At 64.5% G+C, this 17731-nt stretch carries 18 protein-coding genes; 14 read left to right on the top strand and 4 right to left on the bottom strand.

The genetic code is table 11. The annotated features are described in order from the left end of the window. Positions 1 to 4: 4 nt before the first annotated feature. The 5 genes from AC097O_RS16570 (at position 5) to AC097O_RS16550 (ending at position 5879) form a co-directional block, all read left to right on the top strand. Entirely contained in the window at positions 5 to 1402 is a 1398-nt protein-coding gene (locus AC097O_RS16570; protein WP_479594018.1) for a PepSY-associated TM helix domain-containing protein, read from the top strand. A 44-nt stretch (positions 1403 to 1446) separates the two neighbouring features. Next, positions 1447 to 1875 (top strand): copper chaperone PCu(A)C, encoded by a 429-nt coding sequence (locus tag AC097O_RS16565; RefSeq protein WP_479594035.1) that lies wholly within the window; start codon positions 1447 to 1449, stop codon positions 1873 to 1875. Between the two features lie 68 nt (positions 1876 to 1943). Next, entirely contained in the window at positions 1944 to 2642 is a 699-nt protein-coding gene (locus AC097O_RS16560) for a PhaM family polyhydroxyalkanoate granule multifunctional regulatory protein (protein ID WP_479594017.1), read from the top strand. 33 nt (positions 2643 to 2675) lie between these two features. After that, a complete protein-coding gene (locus tag AC097O_RS16555) occupies positions 2676 to 3944 on the top strand; it encodes an FIST signal transduction protein (protein ID WP_479594016.1) in 1269 nt (422 codons plus the stop codon). 126 nt (positions 3945 to 4070) lie between these two features. Continuing rightward, complete coding sequence (locus AC097O_RS16550) at positions 4071 to 5879, top strand: methyl-accepting chemotaxis protein (protein ID WP_479594015.1); 1809 nt, start codon at positions 4071 to 4073, stop codon at positions 5877 to 5879. Here AC097O_RS16550 and AC097O_RS16545 read toward each other — a convergent pair. Further along, complete coding sequence (locus AC097O_RS16545) at positions 5860 to 6591, bottom strand: helix-turn-helix domain-containing protein (RefSeq protein ID WP_479594014.1); 732 nt, start codon at positions 6589 to 6591, stop codon at positions 5860 to 5862. The genes AC097O_RS16550 and AC097O_RS16545 overlap by 20 nt on opposite strands. Positions 6592 to 6705: 114 nt before the next feature. Here AC097O_RS16545 and AC097O_RS16540 point away from each other — a divergent pair, with 114 nt between their 5' ends. Further along, positions 6706 to 7452, top strand: a complete 747-nt coding sequence (locus tag AC097O_RS16540; RefSeq protein WP_479594013.1) for a hypothetical protein — start codon at positions 6706 to 6708, stop codon at positions 7450 to 7452. Between the two features lie 72 nt (positions 7453 to 7524). After that, positions 7525 to 9447: an MFS transporter gene (locus AC097O_RS16535; RefSeq protein WP_479594012.1), complete on the top strand. Its 1923-nt coding sequence runs from the start codon at positions 7525 to 7527 to the stop codon at positions 9445 to 9447. Here AC097O_RS16535 and AC097O_RS16530 read toward each other — a convergent pair. Beyond that, positions 9430 to 10272 carry a PA4780 family RIO1-like protein kinase gene (locus AC097O_RS16530; protein ID WP_479594011.1) on the bottom strand — a complete coding sequence of 281 codons (843 nt, stop codon included), beginning with the start codon at positions 10270 to 10272 and terminating at the stop codon, positions 9430 to 9432. The genes AC097O_RS16535 and AC097O_RS16530 overlap by 18 nt on opposite strands. Positions 10273 to 10427: 155 nt before the next feature. Between AC097O_RS16530 and AC097O_RS16525 the strand changes: the two genes are divergently transcribed. The 5 genes from AC097O_RS16525 (at position 10428) to AC097O_RS16505 (ending at position 14584) form a co-directional block, all read left to right on the top strand. Then, a complete protein-coding gene (locus AC097O_RS16525) occupies positions 10428 to 10874 on the top strand; it encodes a YiaA/YiaB family inner membrane protein (protein WP_479594010.1) in 447 nt (148 codons plus the stop codon). 31 nt (positions 10875 to 10905) lie between these two features. After that, positions 10906 to 11349, top strand: a complete 444-nt coding sequence (locus AC097O_RS16520) for a hypothetical protein (RefSeq protein WP_479594009.1) — start codon at positions 10906 to 10908, stop codon at positions 11347 to 11349. Between the two features lie 9 nt (positions 11350 to 11358). Then, positions 11359 to 12165, top strand: coding sequence for a DUF2145 domain-containing protein (locus AC097O_RS16515; protein WP_479594008.1), 807 nt, complete (start codon positions 11359 to 11361; stop codon positions 12163 to 12165). Positions 12166 to 12174: 9 nt separating this feature from the next. Beyond that, positions 12175 to 13245: a serine endopeptidase gene (locus tag AC097O_RS16510; protein ID WP_479594007.1), complete on the top strand. Its 1071-nt coding sequence runs from the start codon at positions 12175 to 12177 to the stop codon at positions 13243 to 13245. A 118-nt stretch (positions 13246 to 13363) separates the two neighbouring features. Continuing rightward, the gene (locus AC097O_RS16505) at positions 13364 to 14584 is read left to right on the top strand and encodes an MFS transporter (protein ID WP_479594006.1); all 1221 of its coding nucleotides are present in this window, start codon (positions 13364 to 13366) and stop codon (positions 14582 to 14584) included. Between the two features lie 82 nt (positions 14585 to 14666). Here the strand turns inward: AC097O_RS16505 and tgt are convergent, their stop codons facing one another. After that, entirely contained in the window at positions 14667 to 15857 is a 1191-nt protein-coding gene (tgt, locus tag AC097O_RS16500) for a tRNA guanosine(34) transglycosylase Tgt (protein ID WP_479594005.1), read from the bottom strand. 102 nt (positions 15858 to 15959) lie between these two features. Between tgt and AC097O_RS16495 the strand changes: the two genes are divergently transcribed. Further along, positions 15960 to 16184: an AbrB/MazE/SpoVT family DNA-binding domain-containing protein gene (locus tag AC097O_RS16495; RefSeq protein ID WP_479594004.1), complete on the top strand. Its 225-nt coding sequence runs from the start codon at positions 15960 to 15962 to the stop codon at positions 16182 to 16184. Next, positions 16181 to 16555, top strand: a complete 375-nt coding sequence (locus tag AC097O_RS16490; protein WP_479594003.1) for a PIN domain-containing protein — start codon at positions 16181 to 16183, stop codon at positions 16553 to 16555. Before AC097O_RS16495 ends, AC097O_RS16490 begins: the two co-directional genes overlap by 4 nt. Here the strand turns inward: AC097O_RS16490 and queA are convergent. Then, complete coding sequence (queA, locus tag AC097O_RS16485; protein WP_479594002.1) at positions 16537 to 17601, bottom strand: tRNA preQ1(34) S-adenosylmethionine ribosyltransferase-isomerase QueA; 1065 nt, start codon at positions 17599 to 17601, stop codon at positions 16537 to 16539. The genes AC097O_RS16490 and queA overlap by 19 nt on opposite strands. Positions 17602 to 17731: the final 130 nt, after the last annotated feature.

Genomic DNA, 17731 nt, shown 5'->3' with positions numbered 1-17731 from the left:
CGCCATGCTGTCTACCCCCACCCCTGACCGCCCGCCGGGCGGGTCGCGCTTCTACGCCCTGGCCTGGCGCTGGCACTTTTATGCCGGGCTGTATGTGCTGCCGTTTCTGGTGATGCTGGCCCTGACCGGCCTGGTCATGGTGTTTTTTACCGGTTTTCAAAGCCGCCTGGGCATGACCATGCACCTCACACCCCAAGGCCAGGCCTTGCCCGTGACCGCCCAGGCCCAGCCGGTGCTGGCGCAGTTTCCCAACGCCCAGCTCAAGGAATACATCGCCCCCAAAACGGCCGACGTGCCCAGCTGGTTTCTGATGGTGCACGACGGCGTGACCGATGCGGTCGCCGTCAATCCCTACACCGCCGAGGTCATCAAGGTGGTCAACAAGGACACCACGGTCTTTGCCTGGGCTGAGAAGATCCATGGCACGCTGCTATTGGGCGATACCGGCGACCGCCTGGTTGAAGTGGCGGCGGGCCTGGCCATCGTGATGGTGGTCACCGGCCTGTACCTGTTTTGGCCGCGCAAGCTGGAGCGCTGGTCCGAGGTGCTGCTGCCCGACTGGCGGGCCACGGGCCGCAAGTGGTGGAAGTCGCTGCACGCCAGCCTGGGCTTTTGGCTTAGCGTGGTGCTGTTTTTGTTTTTGCTGACCGGCATGTCCTGGACGGGCGTGTGGGGTGCCAAGCTGGTGCAGCCCTGGAGCACGTTTCCGGCCACCAAATGGGACGCAGTGCCCACCTCGGACGCCACCCATGCCACGCTGAGCAGCGGCGGTTTGCACGACGTGCCCTGGGGCCTGGAACAAACGCCCTTGCCGGTGTCGGGCTCGTCGGCGGGCACGCCGGGCATCCTGGCAGGTGAACCGGTCAACCTGGACGGCGTGGCCGCGCTGGCCCAGCGCCTGGGCTTTGCCGGGCAGTACCACATCAATGTGCCGCAGGATGCCAACGGCGTGTACTCCATCTCGGCCGACACCATGAGCGGCGACCTGGCCAACCCGTTCCACGACCGCTTTGTGCACGTGGACCGCTACACCGGCCGCATCTTGGCGCAGGCAGGCTTTGCCGACTACGCCCCCGTGGCCAAAGCCATGGCGGTGGGCATTGCGCTGCACCAGGGCGACGTAGGCCTGTGGAGCGCCTGCGCCAACGTGCTGTTTTGCCTGGCCATCGTGACCCTGTGCGCCAGCGGCGTGGTGATGTGGTGGAAACGCCGCCCCCAGGGCAGTGGCCGTTTGGCGGCCCCCAGCGTGCCCGCCCAGGCACCGCTGTGGAAGGGCGGCGCGGTCGTCATGCTGCTGACGGCGCTGGCGTTCCCGCTGGCCGGCGGCGTGTTGCTGGCCGTGCTGCTGCTGGACTGGCTGCTGATCTCGCGCATTTCCGCGCTCAAACTGGCTTTATCTTGAAGAAACCAAATACTATGAAATTTATAGCTGCTATCGCCCTATTGATGGGCACGAGTGGTCATTTATATGCCCAAAATGTGACGGTCAAGGATGCCTGGGTGCGCGCCAGCGTGCAGGGCCAAAAGGCCAGCGGCGCGTTCATGACCCTGACCGCCCAGGCCGATGCCCGGTTGGTCTCCGTGTCCACCCCGGTGGCCGGGGTGGCCGAGGTGCACGAGATGAAGATGGACGGCGACGTGATGCGCATGCGCGCCGTGGCCGGTGGCCTGGCGCTGCCCGCAGGCAAGCCGGTGGCCCTGGCCCCCGGCGGCTACCACGTCATGCTGATGGACCTGAAGGCGGCCTTGCCCAAAGACAGCACCGTGCCCCTGACCCTGGTGTTCCAGGATGCCAAGGGCGTGGAAAGCAAGCTGGAAGTGAAGCTGCCGGTGGCATCCACCGCCCCCGTTGGTGCGGCGGCGCACAAGCACTGACGTATTCCTGACACATTGGGGTAAGCTTCGATTCGTGACCATAGCACCCCAAAAAATCAGGAGACACCATGAGCGATACCCCGGCCTTTGATTTCAGCAAATTCGTACCCGGTTTTGACTTTTTGAAGAGCCTGGGCAAAGGCGCTTCCACCGGTGCCCCGGCCATGGGGGGCTGGGTCGCGCCTACCCTCAGCGTGGAAGAGCTGGACAAGCGCATCACCGAACTCAAGGCCGTGCAGTTCTGGCTGGACCAGAACGCCGTGGGCCTGAAAGCCACCATCCAGGCGCTGGAAGTGCAAAAAATGACCCTGGCTACCTTGAAGGGCATGAACCTGAGCATGACCGAGCTGGCCAGCGCTTTCAAACTCAAGCCCGAAGCCGCCAGCCCCCCTAAGGCCGCTGAAAAACCGGTAGAAAAGCCCGCCGAAAAAGCCGAGGAACCGGCTGCCGCCGAAGCCCCCGCCGCGCCCGGCATCGTCGATCCGCTCAAATGGTGGGGTTCGCTGACCGAGCAGTTCCAGCAAATCGCCGGTGCCGCGCTGAAAGATGCCAACACCCAGGCCGCGCTGGAAAAGAGCAAGAACATGGCCACCAACTTCGCCGCCGAGGCCATCAAGAGCGTGGGCGAAATCGCCAAGGCCGCCGGTAAGACCGTGGTGCCACCTGCTGCCCCCAAGGCCGATGCCGCCAAGCCTGCTGCTGCCAAAAAGACCCCGGCTAAAAAAGCCCCCGCCAAGAAGGCGGCGGCCAAAAAGCACCCGGGATAACATCCCCAACTCGTTTTACCCCCGGAGGCCGCCATGCAACTCTTTCCCCACGGCCACGCCACGCACCCCGACTGGCGCATGGCCGCCGGGCTGGTGCTGGCACAGTTGCGTGCCCAGATGGCGCTGCCCGACTACGCCAGCACGCCCACCCTGGGCCTGCTCTACATCACCGACCAGTACGCGGCCCAGGCGCAGGACATCCTGGACCACCTCAGCGGCGAGCTGCCCGAGGTGACCGACTGGTCGGGCACGGTGGGCATAGGCATCTCGGCCAACAACGTCGAATACTTTGACGAACCGGCCCTGAGCGTGATGCTCTGCGACCTGCCCGCCGACCAGTACCGCGTGTTCTCCGGCGTAGCGCCCCTGGGCCTGGGTTTCGAGGCCCATACTGCCCTGGTCCACGCCGATGCCGGTACCCCCGACCTGACCGAGCTGGTGGCCGAGATGGCCGCCCGCACCGATACCGGCTATTTGTTTGGCGGCCTGGCTTCCAGCCGCTCGCGCTCGGTGCAGTTTGCGGTGGGCGGCAACGGCAACATCAAGGGCCATGGCGCGGCGCGCGGCGTGTTCAGCGGCGGCCTGAGCGGCGTGGCGTTTGGCCCCGCGGTGTCGCTGGTGTCGCGCGTCACCCAGGGCTGCCAGCCCATCACCGCCAACCGTGTGGTCACCGCGTCCGATGCGAATCTGGTGCTGGAGCTGGACGGCCAGCCCGCCCTGGCCGTGCTGCTGGCCGACCTGGGCGTGGACCTGGAACACCCGCAAGAGGCGCTGGGCCGGGTACGCGCCACCCTGGTGGGCCTGACCCGCGCCAATGTGGGCGACGCGCCGGTGCGCACCGCCCATTTCGGCAGCGACGTGGTGGTGCGCCACATCATCGGCCTGGACCCCACGCGCAAGGGCGTGGCGGTGGGCGACCACGTGGCGGTGGGCACCCGGCTGGCGTTTTGCCAGCGCAACGTGGCTGCGGCCAAAGCCGATCTGGTGCGCGTCTGCGCCGAAATCCGTGAAGAGCTGGAGCCCGAAGAGCTGTCGGTCGAGCTGGCCACCGCACTCGCCGCCCCTGAGGCCGAATCCGCCCCGCACCCGGCGCGGCGCATTGCCGGAGCCATCTACGTGAGCTGCACCGGCCGCGGTGGCAACCACTTTGGCGGCCCCAGCGCCGAGCTGCAAATCGTGCGCCGCGCCCTGGGCGACGTGCCCCTGGTGGGCTTCTTCGCCGCCGGTGAAATCGCCCGGCAAAACCTGTACGGCTACACCGGCGTGCTGACGGTGTTTACCGGCGGCAGCGCAGCGGCATAGGAGTCGGCGGGGTGGGTTGCATTTAGTAACAATGCAATGAACAATGGCCTGCCGTAAAGTGCGCAGGCCAACTCTTTTGCACGGTGCGGTCCCCCCACCGCAGCTTAGGAGAACCCTTCTATGGCCATGCCGTCTTCTCTTCGTACCGGGCTGACGCTGATCTGCTCGGGCATCGTGGCCACCGCGATGCTGGCCCTCACCGCCGCCAACTACGTCACCGCCCGCAACAACACCCTGGATGCGCTGCATACCGAAATGGCACGCTTGGCCGACACCAGCGTGGCCAGTATCAGCGATTGGGTGCGTTCCAAGCAGCGGGTGGTGGCCTCGTTGCAAGACACGCTGGCCCACCCCGAGCCCCTGGCTTTTCTGCGCAGCGCCAAGATTGCCGGTGACTTCAGCGGCGTTTTCATCGGCCAGGCGAATAAACAGCACCTCACTTTAAGCACCGTCTCCGCCGGGTACGACCCGACCGCGCGGCCCTGGTACATCCAGGCGGCCCAGGCGGGCGGGCCGGTGCTGACGCCCCCCTATGTGGACAGCACCAGCCAGAAACTGGTGGTGACCTTTGCCGAGCCGATCCAGAAGGGCGGCCAGGTCAGCGCGGTGATCGGGGCCGATGTATCGCTGGAGCAGGTGGTGCGGGTGGTCGCGGCCATCCAGCCCACGCCGCACAGCTACGCGTTTCTGGTGGGCAGCAAGGGCACCATCCTGGCGCACCCCGAGCCCGCGCTGCGCCTCAAGCCCCTGGACGCGCTGGACCCCGCCCTGGCCATGCCCGCGCTGGTGGCGCTGGACAGTGCCCAACAGGGCGCAGCCATGCGCATCGCCGGGACCGACATGCTGGTGTACGCGCGCCCGGTGGCGGGCACCGACTGGCGGCTGGTGGTGCTGATCGACTACGCCGAAGCCACCCACCCGCTGCAGACCCTGCTGATGGCCTCGGCGGTGGCGGCGCTGGTGGCGATTGCGCTGGCGGCCTTGGTGCTGGCCACCTCGATCACCGGGGCCTTGAAGCGGCTGGAGCATGTGCGCGATGCGATGAACGAGTCCGGCGCGGGCAATATCAGCCGCCGCCTGCCCGCCATGGGTCGCGACGAGCTGGGCAAAATGGCCCAGTCGTACAACCAGTTTGCCGACAAAACCAGCGGCATGCTGCAGCAAATCCGCAGCGCCAGCGAGTCGGTGCGCCTGGCCTCCATGGAAATCGCCAGCGGCAACACCGACCTGTCGCACCGCACCGAGCAGCAGGCGCAGGCGCTGGAAGAAACCGTCTCGGCCATGGAGCAGCTCACCGGTACCGTGCAGCAAAACGCCGATAACGCGCGCCAGGCCAACACCCTGGCCGTGTCGGCATCTGACGTGGCGGTGCAGGGCGGCCAGGTGGTGGGCCAGGTCATCACCACCATGGGCTCCATCAACACCTCGGCCCGCAAGATCGTGGACATCATCGGGGTGATCGACGGCATTGCCTTCCAGACCAATATCCTGGCGCTGAACGCCGCCGTCGAGGCCGCCCGGGCGGGCGAGCAGGGCCGGGGCTTTGCCGTGGTGGCTACCGAGGTGCGCAGCCTGGCCCAGCGCAGCGCCAGCGCCGCCCGCGAGATCAAGGGCCTGATTGCCGACTCGGTGCAAAACGTCGAAGCGGGCACCCGCTTCGTGGAAGAGGCCGGGGCCACCATGCAGGAGGTGGTGGCCAGCGTCAAGCGCGTGACCAGCATCGTCGGCGAAATCTCCCTGGCCAGCCAGGAGCAGAGCACCGGCATCGCCCAGGTCAACCAGGCCATCACCCAGATCGATGTGACCATGCAGCAAAACGCCGCACTGGTCGAACAGGCCGCCGCCACCGCCCAGTCGCTGCAAGACCAGGCCGGCAACCTCACCGAGATGGTGGGCGTGTTCCGGCTGGGCGAGGCTAGCGCCGCAGCGCGGTAAAGGCGGCAAACTCCCAGCGCCGCATGGCCAGCACCAGGGTATAGGCTTCGCGGGCGGATTCGGGCAGCTTCTGGTCGGCCAGGTGCTGCTGGGCAAAGTCTTGCGCCACCCGCTGCAGGCGCTCCAGAAACGCCGGTGCCAGGCTGCGGCCCACCGAGCCGTGCACCAGCAGCAGCCCCTCGGCGGGGCCGTCAAAGCCGCCGCTGTAGTAGTCCAGCACCACATCCTCGCGGAAGAACTGCATCACCGGCCCGTGCGGTCGCCAGCGAAACGCCTTGGCCAGTTTCAGGCGGTAGCGGTTCAGTGGGCGCAGCTCGATGATGCCGATGCGGTCCAGCTGCGCCAGGCAGGCGATGCACTCGGCCTCGCTGAGCCGGTAGGCGGTGGTGATCTGCTCCAGCGTCCACTGGCTGAGCACGCAGATTGCCACCAGCAGCAGCTTCTTGTCGGCCACTACCGCCTGCTCTTGTTGCTGCGTCAGCGAGGCCAGCAGCGGCTGGGCATCTACCACGCGGCGGGCCAGTTCGGCAAAATCCAGCTTCAGGGCGCGGCAGATGGCATCCACGCGCGACAGCGGCATGTCACCCTTGGCCAGCATGCGCTTCACGCTGGATTCGGCCACACCCAGCTGGACGGCCAGGTCGGCATAGGTCATCTGCGCGGCCTTGAGTTCTTTTTTGAGGGCGGTAACGAGGTCGGCGGTAGTGCTCATGGGTATCGATTATGGATACTTTGCGTATGAATATCTGGATAAAGTCTGAAATTTTCTGCTTCACCACGCCCGTGTGCAGACACTCGCACCATCTTGTTTTTAAAGGAATGCACCGTGAACCGATTGGAAACCACTCTGCTGTGGGCCCTGGCCATCGCCGCCGTGGCCGCAGCCTGCGGCCCGGCTGTCGCCCAGCAGGCGCACTACCACGGGTTTGCCGACCAGCGGGCCTGGGCGGGCCTGCCGAATGCGCTGGACGTGCTGAGCAACCTGCCGTTTGCCGTAGGCGGGCTGTGGGGGCTGCTGGCCTTGCAGCGCCAGCCACCCAGCGTGCAGCGCGGGCTGGCGGCCCTGTTCTTTGCGGGCTTGCTGGTAGCCGCGCTGTGCTCCGGCCTGTACCACTGGCAGCCCGACGATACCCGCCTGGCCCTGGACCGCTGCGGCATGGTGCCCGTGTTCGCCGGGCTGCTGGGCCTGGCCGTGGCCGACCGCAGCAGCGACCGCTCTGGCCTGTGGACGGCAGGCGCGGTGCTGCTGTGGGGCCCGCTGTCGGTAGCGGTGTGGTCCGCCACGGGCAACCTGCTGCCTTGGGCGGTGCTGCAAGGCGGCGGCATGCTGCTGGTGCTGTGCCTGGCCCTGTGCCCGCCACGGCCAGGTGCCTGGGGCATCCGCCTGGGTGGGGTGATTGCCGCGTACGCCCTGGCCAAGCTGCTGGAGCAGGGCGACCACAGCGTGTTTGCCTGGACCGGCGGCTGGGTGTCGGGCCACAGCCTGAAGCACGCGGTGGCCGCATTGGCGGCTTGGCCGGTGCTGGCGGCAATGGCGGCGCGCAAGCAGGGGCACACTGCGGTAGCAGCCTAAGTTTTAACGCTCTATTTTTTATAGCTACTAGCGCTTATAGAATAAGCGCAGACACCTTATTTGGTTCATAAAATGCAAGCCTCACACCCTGATTCCACCCCCCATCCCAACCAGTTCGCCCTGCTCAAACAGCGCCGCTTCGCGCCGTTTTTCTGGACGCAGTTCTCGGGGGCGGCGAACGACAACCTGTTCAAGTTCTCGTTCACCGTGATGGTGACCTACCAGCTCAGCGTGGCCTGGCTGCCGCCTGCGCTGGCGGGGCTGGTGATCGGGGCGCTGTTTATCTTGCCGTTTTTGCTGTTTTCGGCCACCAGCGGGCAACTGACCGACAAGTACCCCAAGACGCTGATGATCCGCACGGTGAAAAACCTGGAGATCGCCATCATGCTGCTGGCGGCCTACGGCTTCTTCACCAGCAATGTCCATGTGCAAATCCCCGTGCTGCTGGCCTGCGTGTTTTTGATGGGCCTGCACTCCACGCTGTTTGGGCCGGTCAAGTTCGCCTATCTGCCGCAGGTGTTGAACGATGCAGAGCTGACCGGTGGCAACGGTATGGTGGAGATGGGCACTTTTGTGGCCATTTTGCTGGGAAATATCGTCGGCGGGCTGCTGGTGACGATTCCCGAAGTGGGCCACACCGCCGTGGCCGTGGGCTGCGTGGCCCTGGCCCTGGTGGGGCGCTGGCTGGCCCAGGCCATTCCCGACTTGCCCGCCACCGACCCCGGTTTAAAGATCAATTGGAACCCTTTTACCGAAACTTGGCGCAATTTGCAGCTGGCGCACGGCAACCTGGTGGTGTTTCGCTCGCTGCTGGGCATCAGCTGGATGTGGTTTTTTGGCGCGGTGTTCCTGAGCCAGTTCCCCAGCTTTGCCAAAGATGTGCTGCATGGCGATGAGCAGGTGGCCACACTGCTGCTGGTGGTGTTCTCCATCGGCATCGGCACCGGTTCGCTGCTGTGCGAGGTGCTGAGCCGCCGCCATGTGGAGATCGGCCTGGTGCCGCTGGGCGCTATCGGCATGAGTGTGTTTGCGGCGGATTTGTACTTTGCCTCGCGCGGCCTGCCGCCCAGTGCCACCATGGGCCTGGGGGCTTTTATGGCGCAGGCCGCCCACTGGCGGGTGCTGGCCGATCTGACGCTGCTCAGCCTGTTTGCCGGGCTGTACAGCGTGCCCATGTATGCGCTGATCCAGCTGCGCAGCCAGCCCACGCACCGCGCCCGCATCATCGCGGCCAACAATATCTTGAACGCGCTGTTCATGATTGCCAGCTCGGTGATCGCCGGGGCGCTGCTGACCAGCGGCTTCACCATTCCGCAGATCTTTTTGCTCACAGCCATCGCCAACGCGGTGGTGGCCTTCTACATCTTCATGCTGGTGCCCGAGTACCTGCTGCGCTTTGTGGCCTGGCTGCTGTCGCACTGCGTGTACCGCTTCAAGGTCACGGGCGACCAGCACATCCCCATCCGCGGCCCGGCCATCCTGGCCTGCAACCACGTCAGCTTTGTCGATGCCGTGCTGCTGATGGCCGCCAGCCCGCGCCCCATCGTGTTCCTGATGGACCACCGCATCTTCCAGGTGCCGGTGCTGGGCTGGCTGTTCCGTCTGGCCAAGGCCATCCCCATCGCCCCCCGCGCCGAGGATCCCGTGGCCTACGAAGCCGCGTTTGCTGCCGCCGCCAAGGTGCTGCAAGACGGCGATTTGCTGGGCATCTTCCCCGAAGGCGGCATCACCAAAGACGGCACGCTGCAAGAATTCAAGGGCGGCATCATGAAGATCCTGGAAGCCGCCCCGGTGCCGGTTATCCCGATGGCTTTGACCAATCTGTGGGGCTCATACTTCAGCCGGGTCGAGCGCGGCACGGCCATGGTCAAGCCGTTTCGGCGCGGGGTGTTGAACCGGGTGGGCCTGCACGTGGGGCCCGCGATGGCGGCGGCAGAGGTGCAGCCGGAGCTGCTGCGGGCTCGGGTTGCGGGGTTGTTAACCGGCCATCCGTAGCCTACGCGCCGCATCTTCCGCCTTCGCATCGTCAATTTCACGCATCACGCTACCCATGTCCACCGCACCGCGCTGCGGCTGGTAGTGGCCGGTGAGCGCCACGTCGGTAGACAGCAGGCCGCGCACGTACAGCTCCCACATCTCGGGGCCGTACTGGGTGGCCAAGAGCTCGGGGGCAAACTGGCCGAAGAAGTCGCGCAGGTTCACCACGTCGCGCAGCAGCATGCGCTGGGCGTGGTTGTTGCCCGCAGCGTCCACGGCCTGGGGCAGGTCGATGATGACCGGGCCGTCGGCAGCTAGCAGGATGTTGAACTCCGACAAGTCGCCGTGCACCGTGCCCGCGCACAGCATGCGCACCACCTCGGCCAGCAGGGTGGCGTGGTGGTGGCGGGCATCTTCGGGGCTGAAGGCCACGTCGTTCAGGCGCGGGGCTGCATCGCCGTGGGCATCGGTCACCAGCTCCATCAGCAGCACGCCTTCGAAAAAGTTGTACGGCTTGGGCACGCGCACCCCGGCATCGGCCAGTTTGTACAGCGCATCGACTTCGGCACTTTGCCAGGCTGCCTCCTGGGATTCGCGGCCAAACTTGCTGCCCTTGGCCATGGCGCGAGCCTGGCGGCTGTTTTTGACCTTGCGGTTTTCGGTGTAGTCCACGGCTTGGCGAAAGCTGCGGTGGGTGGCTTCTTTGTAGATCTTGGCGCACAGGGTGTGGTCGCCGCTGCGCACCACGTAGACCATGGCTTCCTTGCCGCTCATGAGCTGGCGGACCACGGTGTCGATCAGGCCTTCTTCGACCAAGGCTTGCAGTCTGGGGGGAGCTTTCATGCGGCCCATTGTGCACCGGCCTGTTAGTGGCTAAGAAGTATCGATTTTTGATACTTAAAGGCTTGATTCTCTTTGCTGGAGAACATATTCATACTGTACGGGATGGCACGTTGCACACAATGGCAGCCATGTTCAACCACTCCGAGGAGTCCACCATGCAAGTTTCCACCTCTGTTCCTACCCGCCGCGATACCAAGGCCTGGTCGCTGCAAGTCTGGCTGTCGTTTGCCATAGCCATTTTCGTGTGTGCTGTGGGGCTGGCCTATTTGCCTGGCCAGGACCTGGACCGCGCCTTTATGGTGATGGGCTATTTCTTCTGTTTGTCGGCGGCGTTTGTGCTGGCCAAGTTTGTGCGCGACAACGAGCGCAGCCAGGAGCAGGCTCGCACGTCGGATACGCCGATGTTCAAGTTCGTGGTGTGGGGTGGCTTTTTTCTGGCCATGGGCCTGACCGCCTGGGGGCTGGCGCGCATGGAGGTAAACGAAACTTACAAGGCCTTTCTGGGTGTGAGCTGGCTGTACCTGATTACCTGCACCTTTACCCTGGCCAAGATGGTGCGCGACCGGCACGAAGCCGATGTGCGTGATGCCGCCATGGCATGAACCATCTTTCAACTAACGACAAGAGAAAACCATGAAATCCAAAATTGCTTCTATATTAATAGCTGCTTGCGCCCTATCCATGGGTGCAGGAGCCTCTTTTCATGCCCAAGCGCAGAGCGAGGCTTCGGCCCTGAGCGCCGTCTCGGCCTTGCCGCTGGCCTCGGTGGTGGTGGGTGCCAGTGTGGTGGCGGCACCGGTCGTGCTGTTGGCTGGGGGCGCGGTGCTGGTGGTGAAGACCGTGCAGTCCACCGCGCGCGGCACGGTTTATCTGCTGGAGCGGGCCTCCGATGGCGCGCAGGCCAGTGTGGAGGTGGTCGGCAGGGGCGTTGCAGGGGCTTCGCTGGTGGCGGGGGCGGCGGTCACGGTCAGCGTGATTGGCGCGGGGGTGGTGTTGTCGGCGGCGGGCGAGGCGATTGCCTTCATCCCCAACGCCCTGGGCCGTGCCCTGCTGCACAACGAACGTGTGACTTACTAAGAGATCGCCATGCCAACAAAAAACCTGTCCCTGCTGTGGCTCTGCGCCAGCCTGTGGTGGGCGCAACCCGCGCTGGCCGGGCGCTCCTGCGATGCCGAGCAGCCGCCCAAGCTCGCCACCATCGAGCGCGGCCTGACCCTGGCCGAGCGCACCCTGGCGGCGCTGGATGCCAGCGGTGCGCAGGTGGTGGTTCTGGCCCGCGCCGGGCAAGACCTGGGCAAATACGGCCTGCACTATTCGCACTTCGGCTTTGCCTACCAACAGCCCGACGGGCAGGGCGGCCACGTGTGGCGGGTGCTGCACAAGCTCAACCAGTGCGGCACGCCCGATGCGTTTGTCTACCGCCAGGGCCTGGGCGAGTTTTTCCTGGACGACCTGTGGCGCTATGAAGCCGCCTGGGCCGTGCCCACGCCCGAGGTGCAAACCCGCCTGCTGGCCTTGCTGCAAGACACACCGCGTGCCGTGCGCCTGCACAGCAAACCCTACAGCCTGGTCAGCTACGCCTGGGCCACCAAATACCAGCAGTCCAACCAGTGGGCACTCGAAACCCTGGCCGCCGCCCTGGAGCCGGGCGTGGATTCGCGCGCGCAGGCCCAGGCCTGGCTGAAGTTCAAGGGCTACACGCCCACCACGCTCAAGATCGGCCCGATGACCCGCCTGGGTGCCCGGGTGACCAAGGCCAATGTGGCTTTTGACGATCACCCCAATGAAAAGCGTTTTAGCGACCGTATCGAGACGATCACGGTCGATTCTGTATTTAGCTGGCTGCAAAAGGCGCAGCTGGCGGGTGCACCGGTACAGTTGGTTTTGCAATAAGGAATTGATATGAGCAAAGCATTGCGTTTGTCCGAAAAGTGGTTCCAGCGCGGCCTGTGGTTGGTGGCGTTTGTTTTCGCCGGATTCCTGATCGGCCTGGGCGGCAGCGTGGTGGGTGATCTGCCACAGGTCGAGCAGACCCTGAGCCTGGAAGATTTCATCGACAAACCCGCTGCCGCCCAGGTGCGGGCCACCATCGCCAGTGGCCGCAAAGCCGAAGAAGCTGCCGATGCCGCGTTGGAACAGGCCCAGCTCAAGCTGCAAACGGCCCGTGCCAACAGCAGCGCCGCCCGCGAAACCTTCGACAACTGGCTCGCCACCCGCGGAGCCACGGGCCGCTCTGATCAGGACCCCGAACTCATCCGCCGCACCCAGGCGCTGGATGTGCTGGCTACCGCCGAGCGCAAAGCCCAAAGCGCCATCGAGCAGCAAGAGCAGGTCGCCCTGGATGCCCGCCAGTCGGTACACGCCGCGCAAACCCAGCTCGACACCCTGGAGAGCGCGGCGGGCAACGGCTGGCAGCAGGCCCAACGGGCCCAGGAACTGCGCGTGTTTGCCTACCGGCTGGCGCTGACCCTGCCGCTGCTGGCCATTGCCGGTTGGCTGTTTGCCAAAAAGCGCAAAAGCACCTACTGGCCATTTGTGTGGGGCTTCATCTACTTTGCCTTGTTCGTCTTCTTTGTTGAGTTGGTGCCTTACATGCCCAGTTATGGCGGCTACGTGCGCTATCTGGTCGGCATTGTGCTGACCGTGCTGGTCGGGAGGCAGGCCATTGTGGCGCTGAACCGTTACCTGGAAAAGCAAAAGTTGGCCGAAGCCTTGCCCGATGCCCAGCGCCGTGAAGAACTCAGCTACGACGTAGCCCTGGCCCGCCTGGCCAAAAGCGTATGCCCCGGCTGCGAGCGCCAGGTGGACCTGAAAAACGACAGCATTGACTTCTGCCCGCACTGCGGCATCGGCCTGTTTGACCACTGCGTGCCCTGCCACACCCGCAAGAGTGCCTTCGCCAAGTTTTGCCACGCCTGTGGGACATCGGCCACAGTGTTGCCGCCGGTAGTGGCGGTTTCGCCACCTGTTTAGCCACTTTTGGAGGAACTTGGCAGAAATTGTGTAACGCCTGCACATAGTTTGGCGCGTGCATTTAAGATGCGGGTAAACCCCAGTATCTTCGCTTCTGCCCTCCAAAGGTCGCCCCACCATGAGCCTGCTCACCCACCTGCGTGCGCGCATCCCGCTGTTTGCCCTGACCGTGGGTGCTTTCGGCATCGGTTCCACCGAATTCGTCATCATGGGCTTGCTGCCCGAGGTGGCGGCGGACCTGGATGTGTCCATCCCCTCGGCGGGCATGCTGGTCACCGGCTACGCCATGGGCGTGGTGGTGGGTGCACCGCTGATGGCCGCCGCCTTGTCACGCGCACCGCGCAAGGGCAGCCTGCTGGCGCTGATGGCCATCTTCATGCTGGGCAACTTGCTGTGCGCCGTGGCCCCCAGCTTTGGGTTGATGATGGCCGCCCGGGTCTTCACCGCCTTTGCCCACGCCGCCTTCTTTGGCATGGGCGCGGTGGTGGCCGCCGACCTGGTGCCGCGCGACCAGCGGGCCAAAGCCATGGCGCTGATGTTTGCGGGCCTGACGCTGGCCAATGTGCTGGGCGTGCCCGGCGGCACGGCGCTGGGCCAGGCGCTGGGTTGGCGCTACACCTTTGCGGTGGTGGCGGCGATTGGCATGGTGGCACTGGTCGGCATTGCCGCCGTGCTGCCCCGCATGCCTGCCTTGCCCAGCCCCGGTCTGGCGCAAGAGTTCCGGGTGCTGCGCGACCCGCGTGTGCTGCTGGGCATGGCCATGAGTGCGCTGTCAGCAGCCAGCCTGTTTTCGGTGTTTACCTACATCCGCCCCATTCTCAGCAATGTGACGATGGTGACCGATAGCGGCGTAAGCGCATTTTTACTGCTGTTTGGCGTGGGTTTGACGGTTGGCAACATCGCGGGCGGCCAGCTGGCCAACCACCGCCCGTTGCGCCTGATCCGCATCGTGTTCTTTTTGGTGGTGCTGGTGATGGCCGCCTTTACCTTCACCAGCCACAGCTACTGGCCCGCCATGCTCACCCTGCCGCTGTGGGGCGCGCTGGTGTTTGCGGTGGTGCCTCCCCTGCAGATGCGGGTGATCGATGCGGCGCACAATGCCCCCAACCTGGCCTCCACCCTGAACCAGGGCGGCTTCAACATCGGCTGCGCCAGCGGTGCCTACCTGGGTGGCCTGGCCATCCAGTCCGGTGTGCCGTACAGCCAGTTGCCCTGGGTGGGCGCGGCGCTGGCGTTGGCAGGCTTTGCCCTGAGCTTCGTCGCCCGCGCCCAAGACCGCAAGCATGGCCGCACGCAGATGGCGCAGGAGAAGAGGGACGCGGCAATGTTTGCGCATTGAATTAGCGACAAAATAGGCACTTCACGCTTGTACTGTAAGCGGTAGCAGCTCTTAAAAATAGAGCATTTACCTGCCCATCCGGCTAGACCCCGCGCGCCCTGTCGGCCTTGAACTGCGCCCGGAACGCGCCAAACGCGCCCACATCCAGCGCTTCGCGTACTTCCCGCATCAGGTTCAAAAAGTAATGCAGGTTGTGGATGCTGGCCAGCATGGGGCCGAGCATTTCGGCGCAGCGGTCCAGGTGGTGCAGGTAGGCGCGGCTGAAGCCGTCGCGGCCACCATCGGCGTAGGCTACACCGCTGGTGCCCGCACAGGCGTGGCAGGTGCAGGTGACATCCAGCGGCTGCTCATCGGTTTTATGGCGGGCGTTGCGGATCTTTAGGTCGCCAAAGCGGGTGAATAGCGTGCCGTTGCGTGCATTGCGGGTGGGCATGACGCAGTCGAACATGTCCACGCCGTCGGCCACGCCCTGCACCAGGTCTTCGGGTGTGCCTACGCCCATCAGGTAGCGCGGCTTGTGGGCGGGCAGGCGGTGCGGGGTGTGGGCCATGATGCGCAGCATCTCGTCCTTGGGCTCGCCCACGCTGACACCGCCCACAGCGTAGCCGGGAAAGTCCATCTCCACCAGCTGCTCCAGCGATTCCTGGCGCAGGTTTTCGAACATGCCGCCCTGGACGATGCCGAACAGGGCGTTGGGGTTCTGCAGTTTGGAAAATTCGGCCTGGCAGCGCTTGGCCCAGCGCAGGCTGAGCTCCATGGAGTTGCGGGCTTCGCGTTCGGTGGTGATGTGGCCCTTGGTGTCGTAGGGCGTGCATTCGTCGAACTGCATCACGATGTCGGAGTTCAGCGTGGTCTGGATTTGCATGCTGATCTCGGGCGTAAGAAACAGTTTGTCGCCGTTGACGGGCGATGAAAACTTTACGCCTTCTTCGCTGATCTTGCGCATCTCGCCCAGGCTCCACACCTGGAAGCCGCCGCTGTCGGTCAGGATGGGCTTGTTCCACTTTTCGAACTGGTGCAGGCCGCCAAACTGGGCCATCACGTCCAGGCCGGGGCGCATCCACAAATGGAAGGTGTTGCCCAGGATGATTTGCGCGCCCATTTCCTCCAGGCTGCGCGGCATCACGCCCTTGACCGTGCCGTAGGTGCCCACGGGCATGAAGATCGGCGTTTCCACCACGCCGTGGTTCAGCGTCAGGCGGCCACGGCGGGCGTGGCTGCCATCGGACGTGGCGGTAGGGGTGTCGGTTTGGAGCAGGTCGAATTGGAGCATGGGGGCGATTTTACGGACGTAGGGCTGTACCCCCCTATGGGGCATTGCAATTCCTTTACTTCGGCGTATGCTTTACTTATTTGAAAGTAAGGAGACTGCGCTATGCAAGCCGAAGCAATTGTGTCCAGTAAAGGGCAGGTGACGCTGCCCGCCGCCATGCGCGCCAAGCTGGGTTTGACGGCGGGGTCGCGGATTGTTTTTGAATTGAAGGGCAAGGCGCTGACCATCACGCCCGAGCTGCCCATCAGTGCTTATCGGGGCATGCTCAAGGGGTATGACCTGGGCGATATTGAGCCCGAGAAAGAGCCGGATCGGACCTTTGAATGAACGTCGTTGATTCTTCGGGCTGGATTGAATATTTGCTGGATACGCCACGCGCCGATCTATTTGCAGCAGTGATTGAAGACCGTGCCCAGCTTCTGGTACCGGTCATTGCCCTGTACGAAGTCCACAAAATCCTCAGCCGCCAGGTGCCTGCGCCGGTGGTGGCATCGGCCTTGAACGTGATGCGCCTGGGCCGCGTGCTAGATCTGACCGATGCCCGCGCAATAGCCGCGTCCGGTGCGGCGGCGGCCCACGGCCTGGCCATGGCCGATGCGGCGATGTACAGCATGGCCCAGGAATTCCAGGCCACCTTCTGGACCCAGGATGTGGACTACCAGGGCCTACCCGGCGTGAACTACTTCGCCAAATCCTGACGGGCCAGCAGCATTGCGTCGCCGTAGCTGAAAAAGCGGTAATTTGCTGCGATCGCATGCGCATACAGCGCCATCACGCGCCCATAACCCGCAAACGCGCTCACCAGCATCATCAACGTGGATTTCGGCAGATGGAAGTTGGTGACCAGCAAATCCACGTGCTGGAACACAAACCCCGGCGTGATGAAGATGCGGGTGTCGCCCATGGTCAGGCCCGACTGGGCCCAGGATTCCAGCGTGCGCACGGTGGTCGTACCCACCGCAACCACGCGGCCACCGCGTGCTTTGCATGCCGCAATGGCTTGCTGGGTCGCCAGGGGCACCTCGTACCACTCGCTGTGCATCTGGTGCTCGGCCAGGTTTTCGGTCTTGACGGGCTGGAACGTGCCCGCACCCACGTGCAGGGTCACGCTGGCGCGCTGCACGCCCTGGGCCTCCAGCTGGGCCAGCAGTGCATCGTCAAAGTGCAGGGCGGCGGTGGGCGCGGCGATGGCGCCCGGTGCGCGGGCAAACACCGTCTGGTAGCGCACTGCGTCTTCTTCCGAATCGGTATGGGTGATGTAGGGCGGCAGGGGGATGTGGCCGTGGCGTTCCATCAGGGTATAGGGGTCGTCACCCGCGTCGTTGCTCAGCACAAAGCGAAATAGCGTGCCGTCGGCATCGGGCCAGCGGCCCAGCAAGGTGGCGCAGAAGCCACTTTCCCCGTCTTTACCGGCCAGGGTGATGGTGGTGCCCGGCTCCGGCTTTTTGCTGACCCGCATGTGGGCCGCCACTTGGTTGCCGGTAAGAACGCGCTCAACCAGCAGCTCCACCTTGCCGCCGCTGGGCTTTTCGCCAAACAGGCGCGCTTTGAGCACCTTGGTGTCGTTAAACACCAGCAAATCACCGGTTTTAAGCAGGCTGGGCAGGGTGTGGAAGATGCGGTCCACAGGGGTGGGGCCTGTGCCGTCCAGCAGACGCGAGCCGCTGCGTTCGGTCGCCGGGTGTTGGGCGATTAGCTCGGGAGGCAGCACAAAGTCGAAGTCAGAGAGGGTGTGGTGGGTCATGGTGCTTTTGCGGTTATTGGGGCTCAAAAATAGAGATTGATAGGTTCATTTCTTGAGCATATATGGAGCGCATTTAGAACTATTTGGAGATATAAGCTGAATAAAACCTCGACTTTTTGGCTTTTTGGTC

It is taken from the genome of Rhodoferax sp. LS1P39 (assembly GCF_056521425.1).
This window is presented reverse-complemented; position numbering and strand designations above follow the sequence as displayed.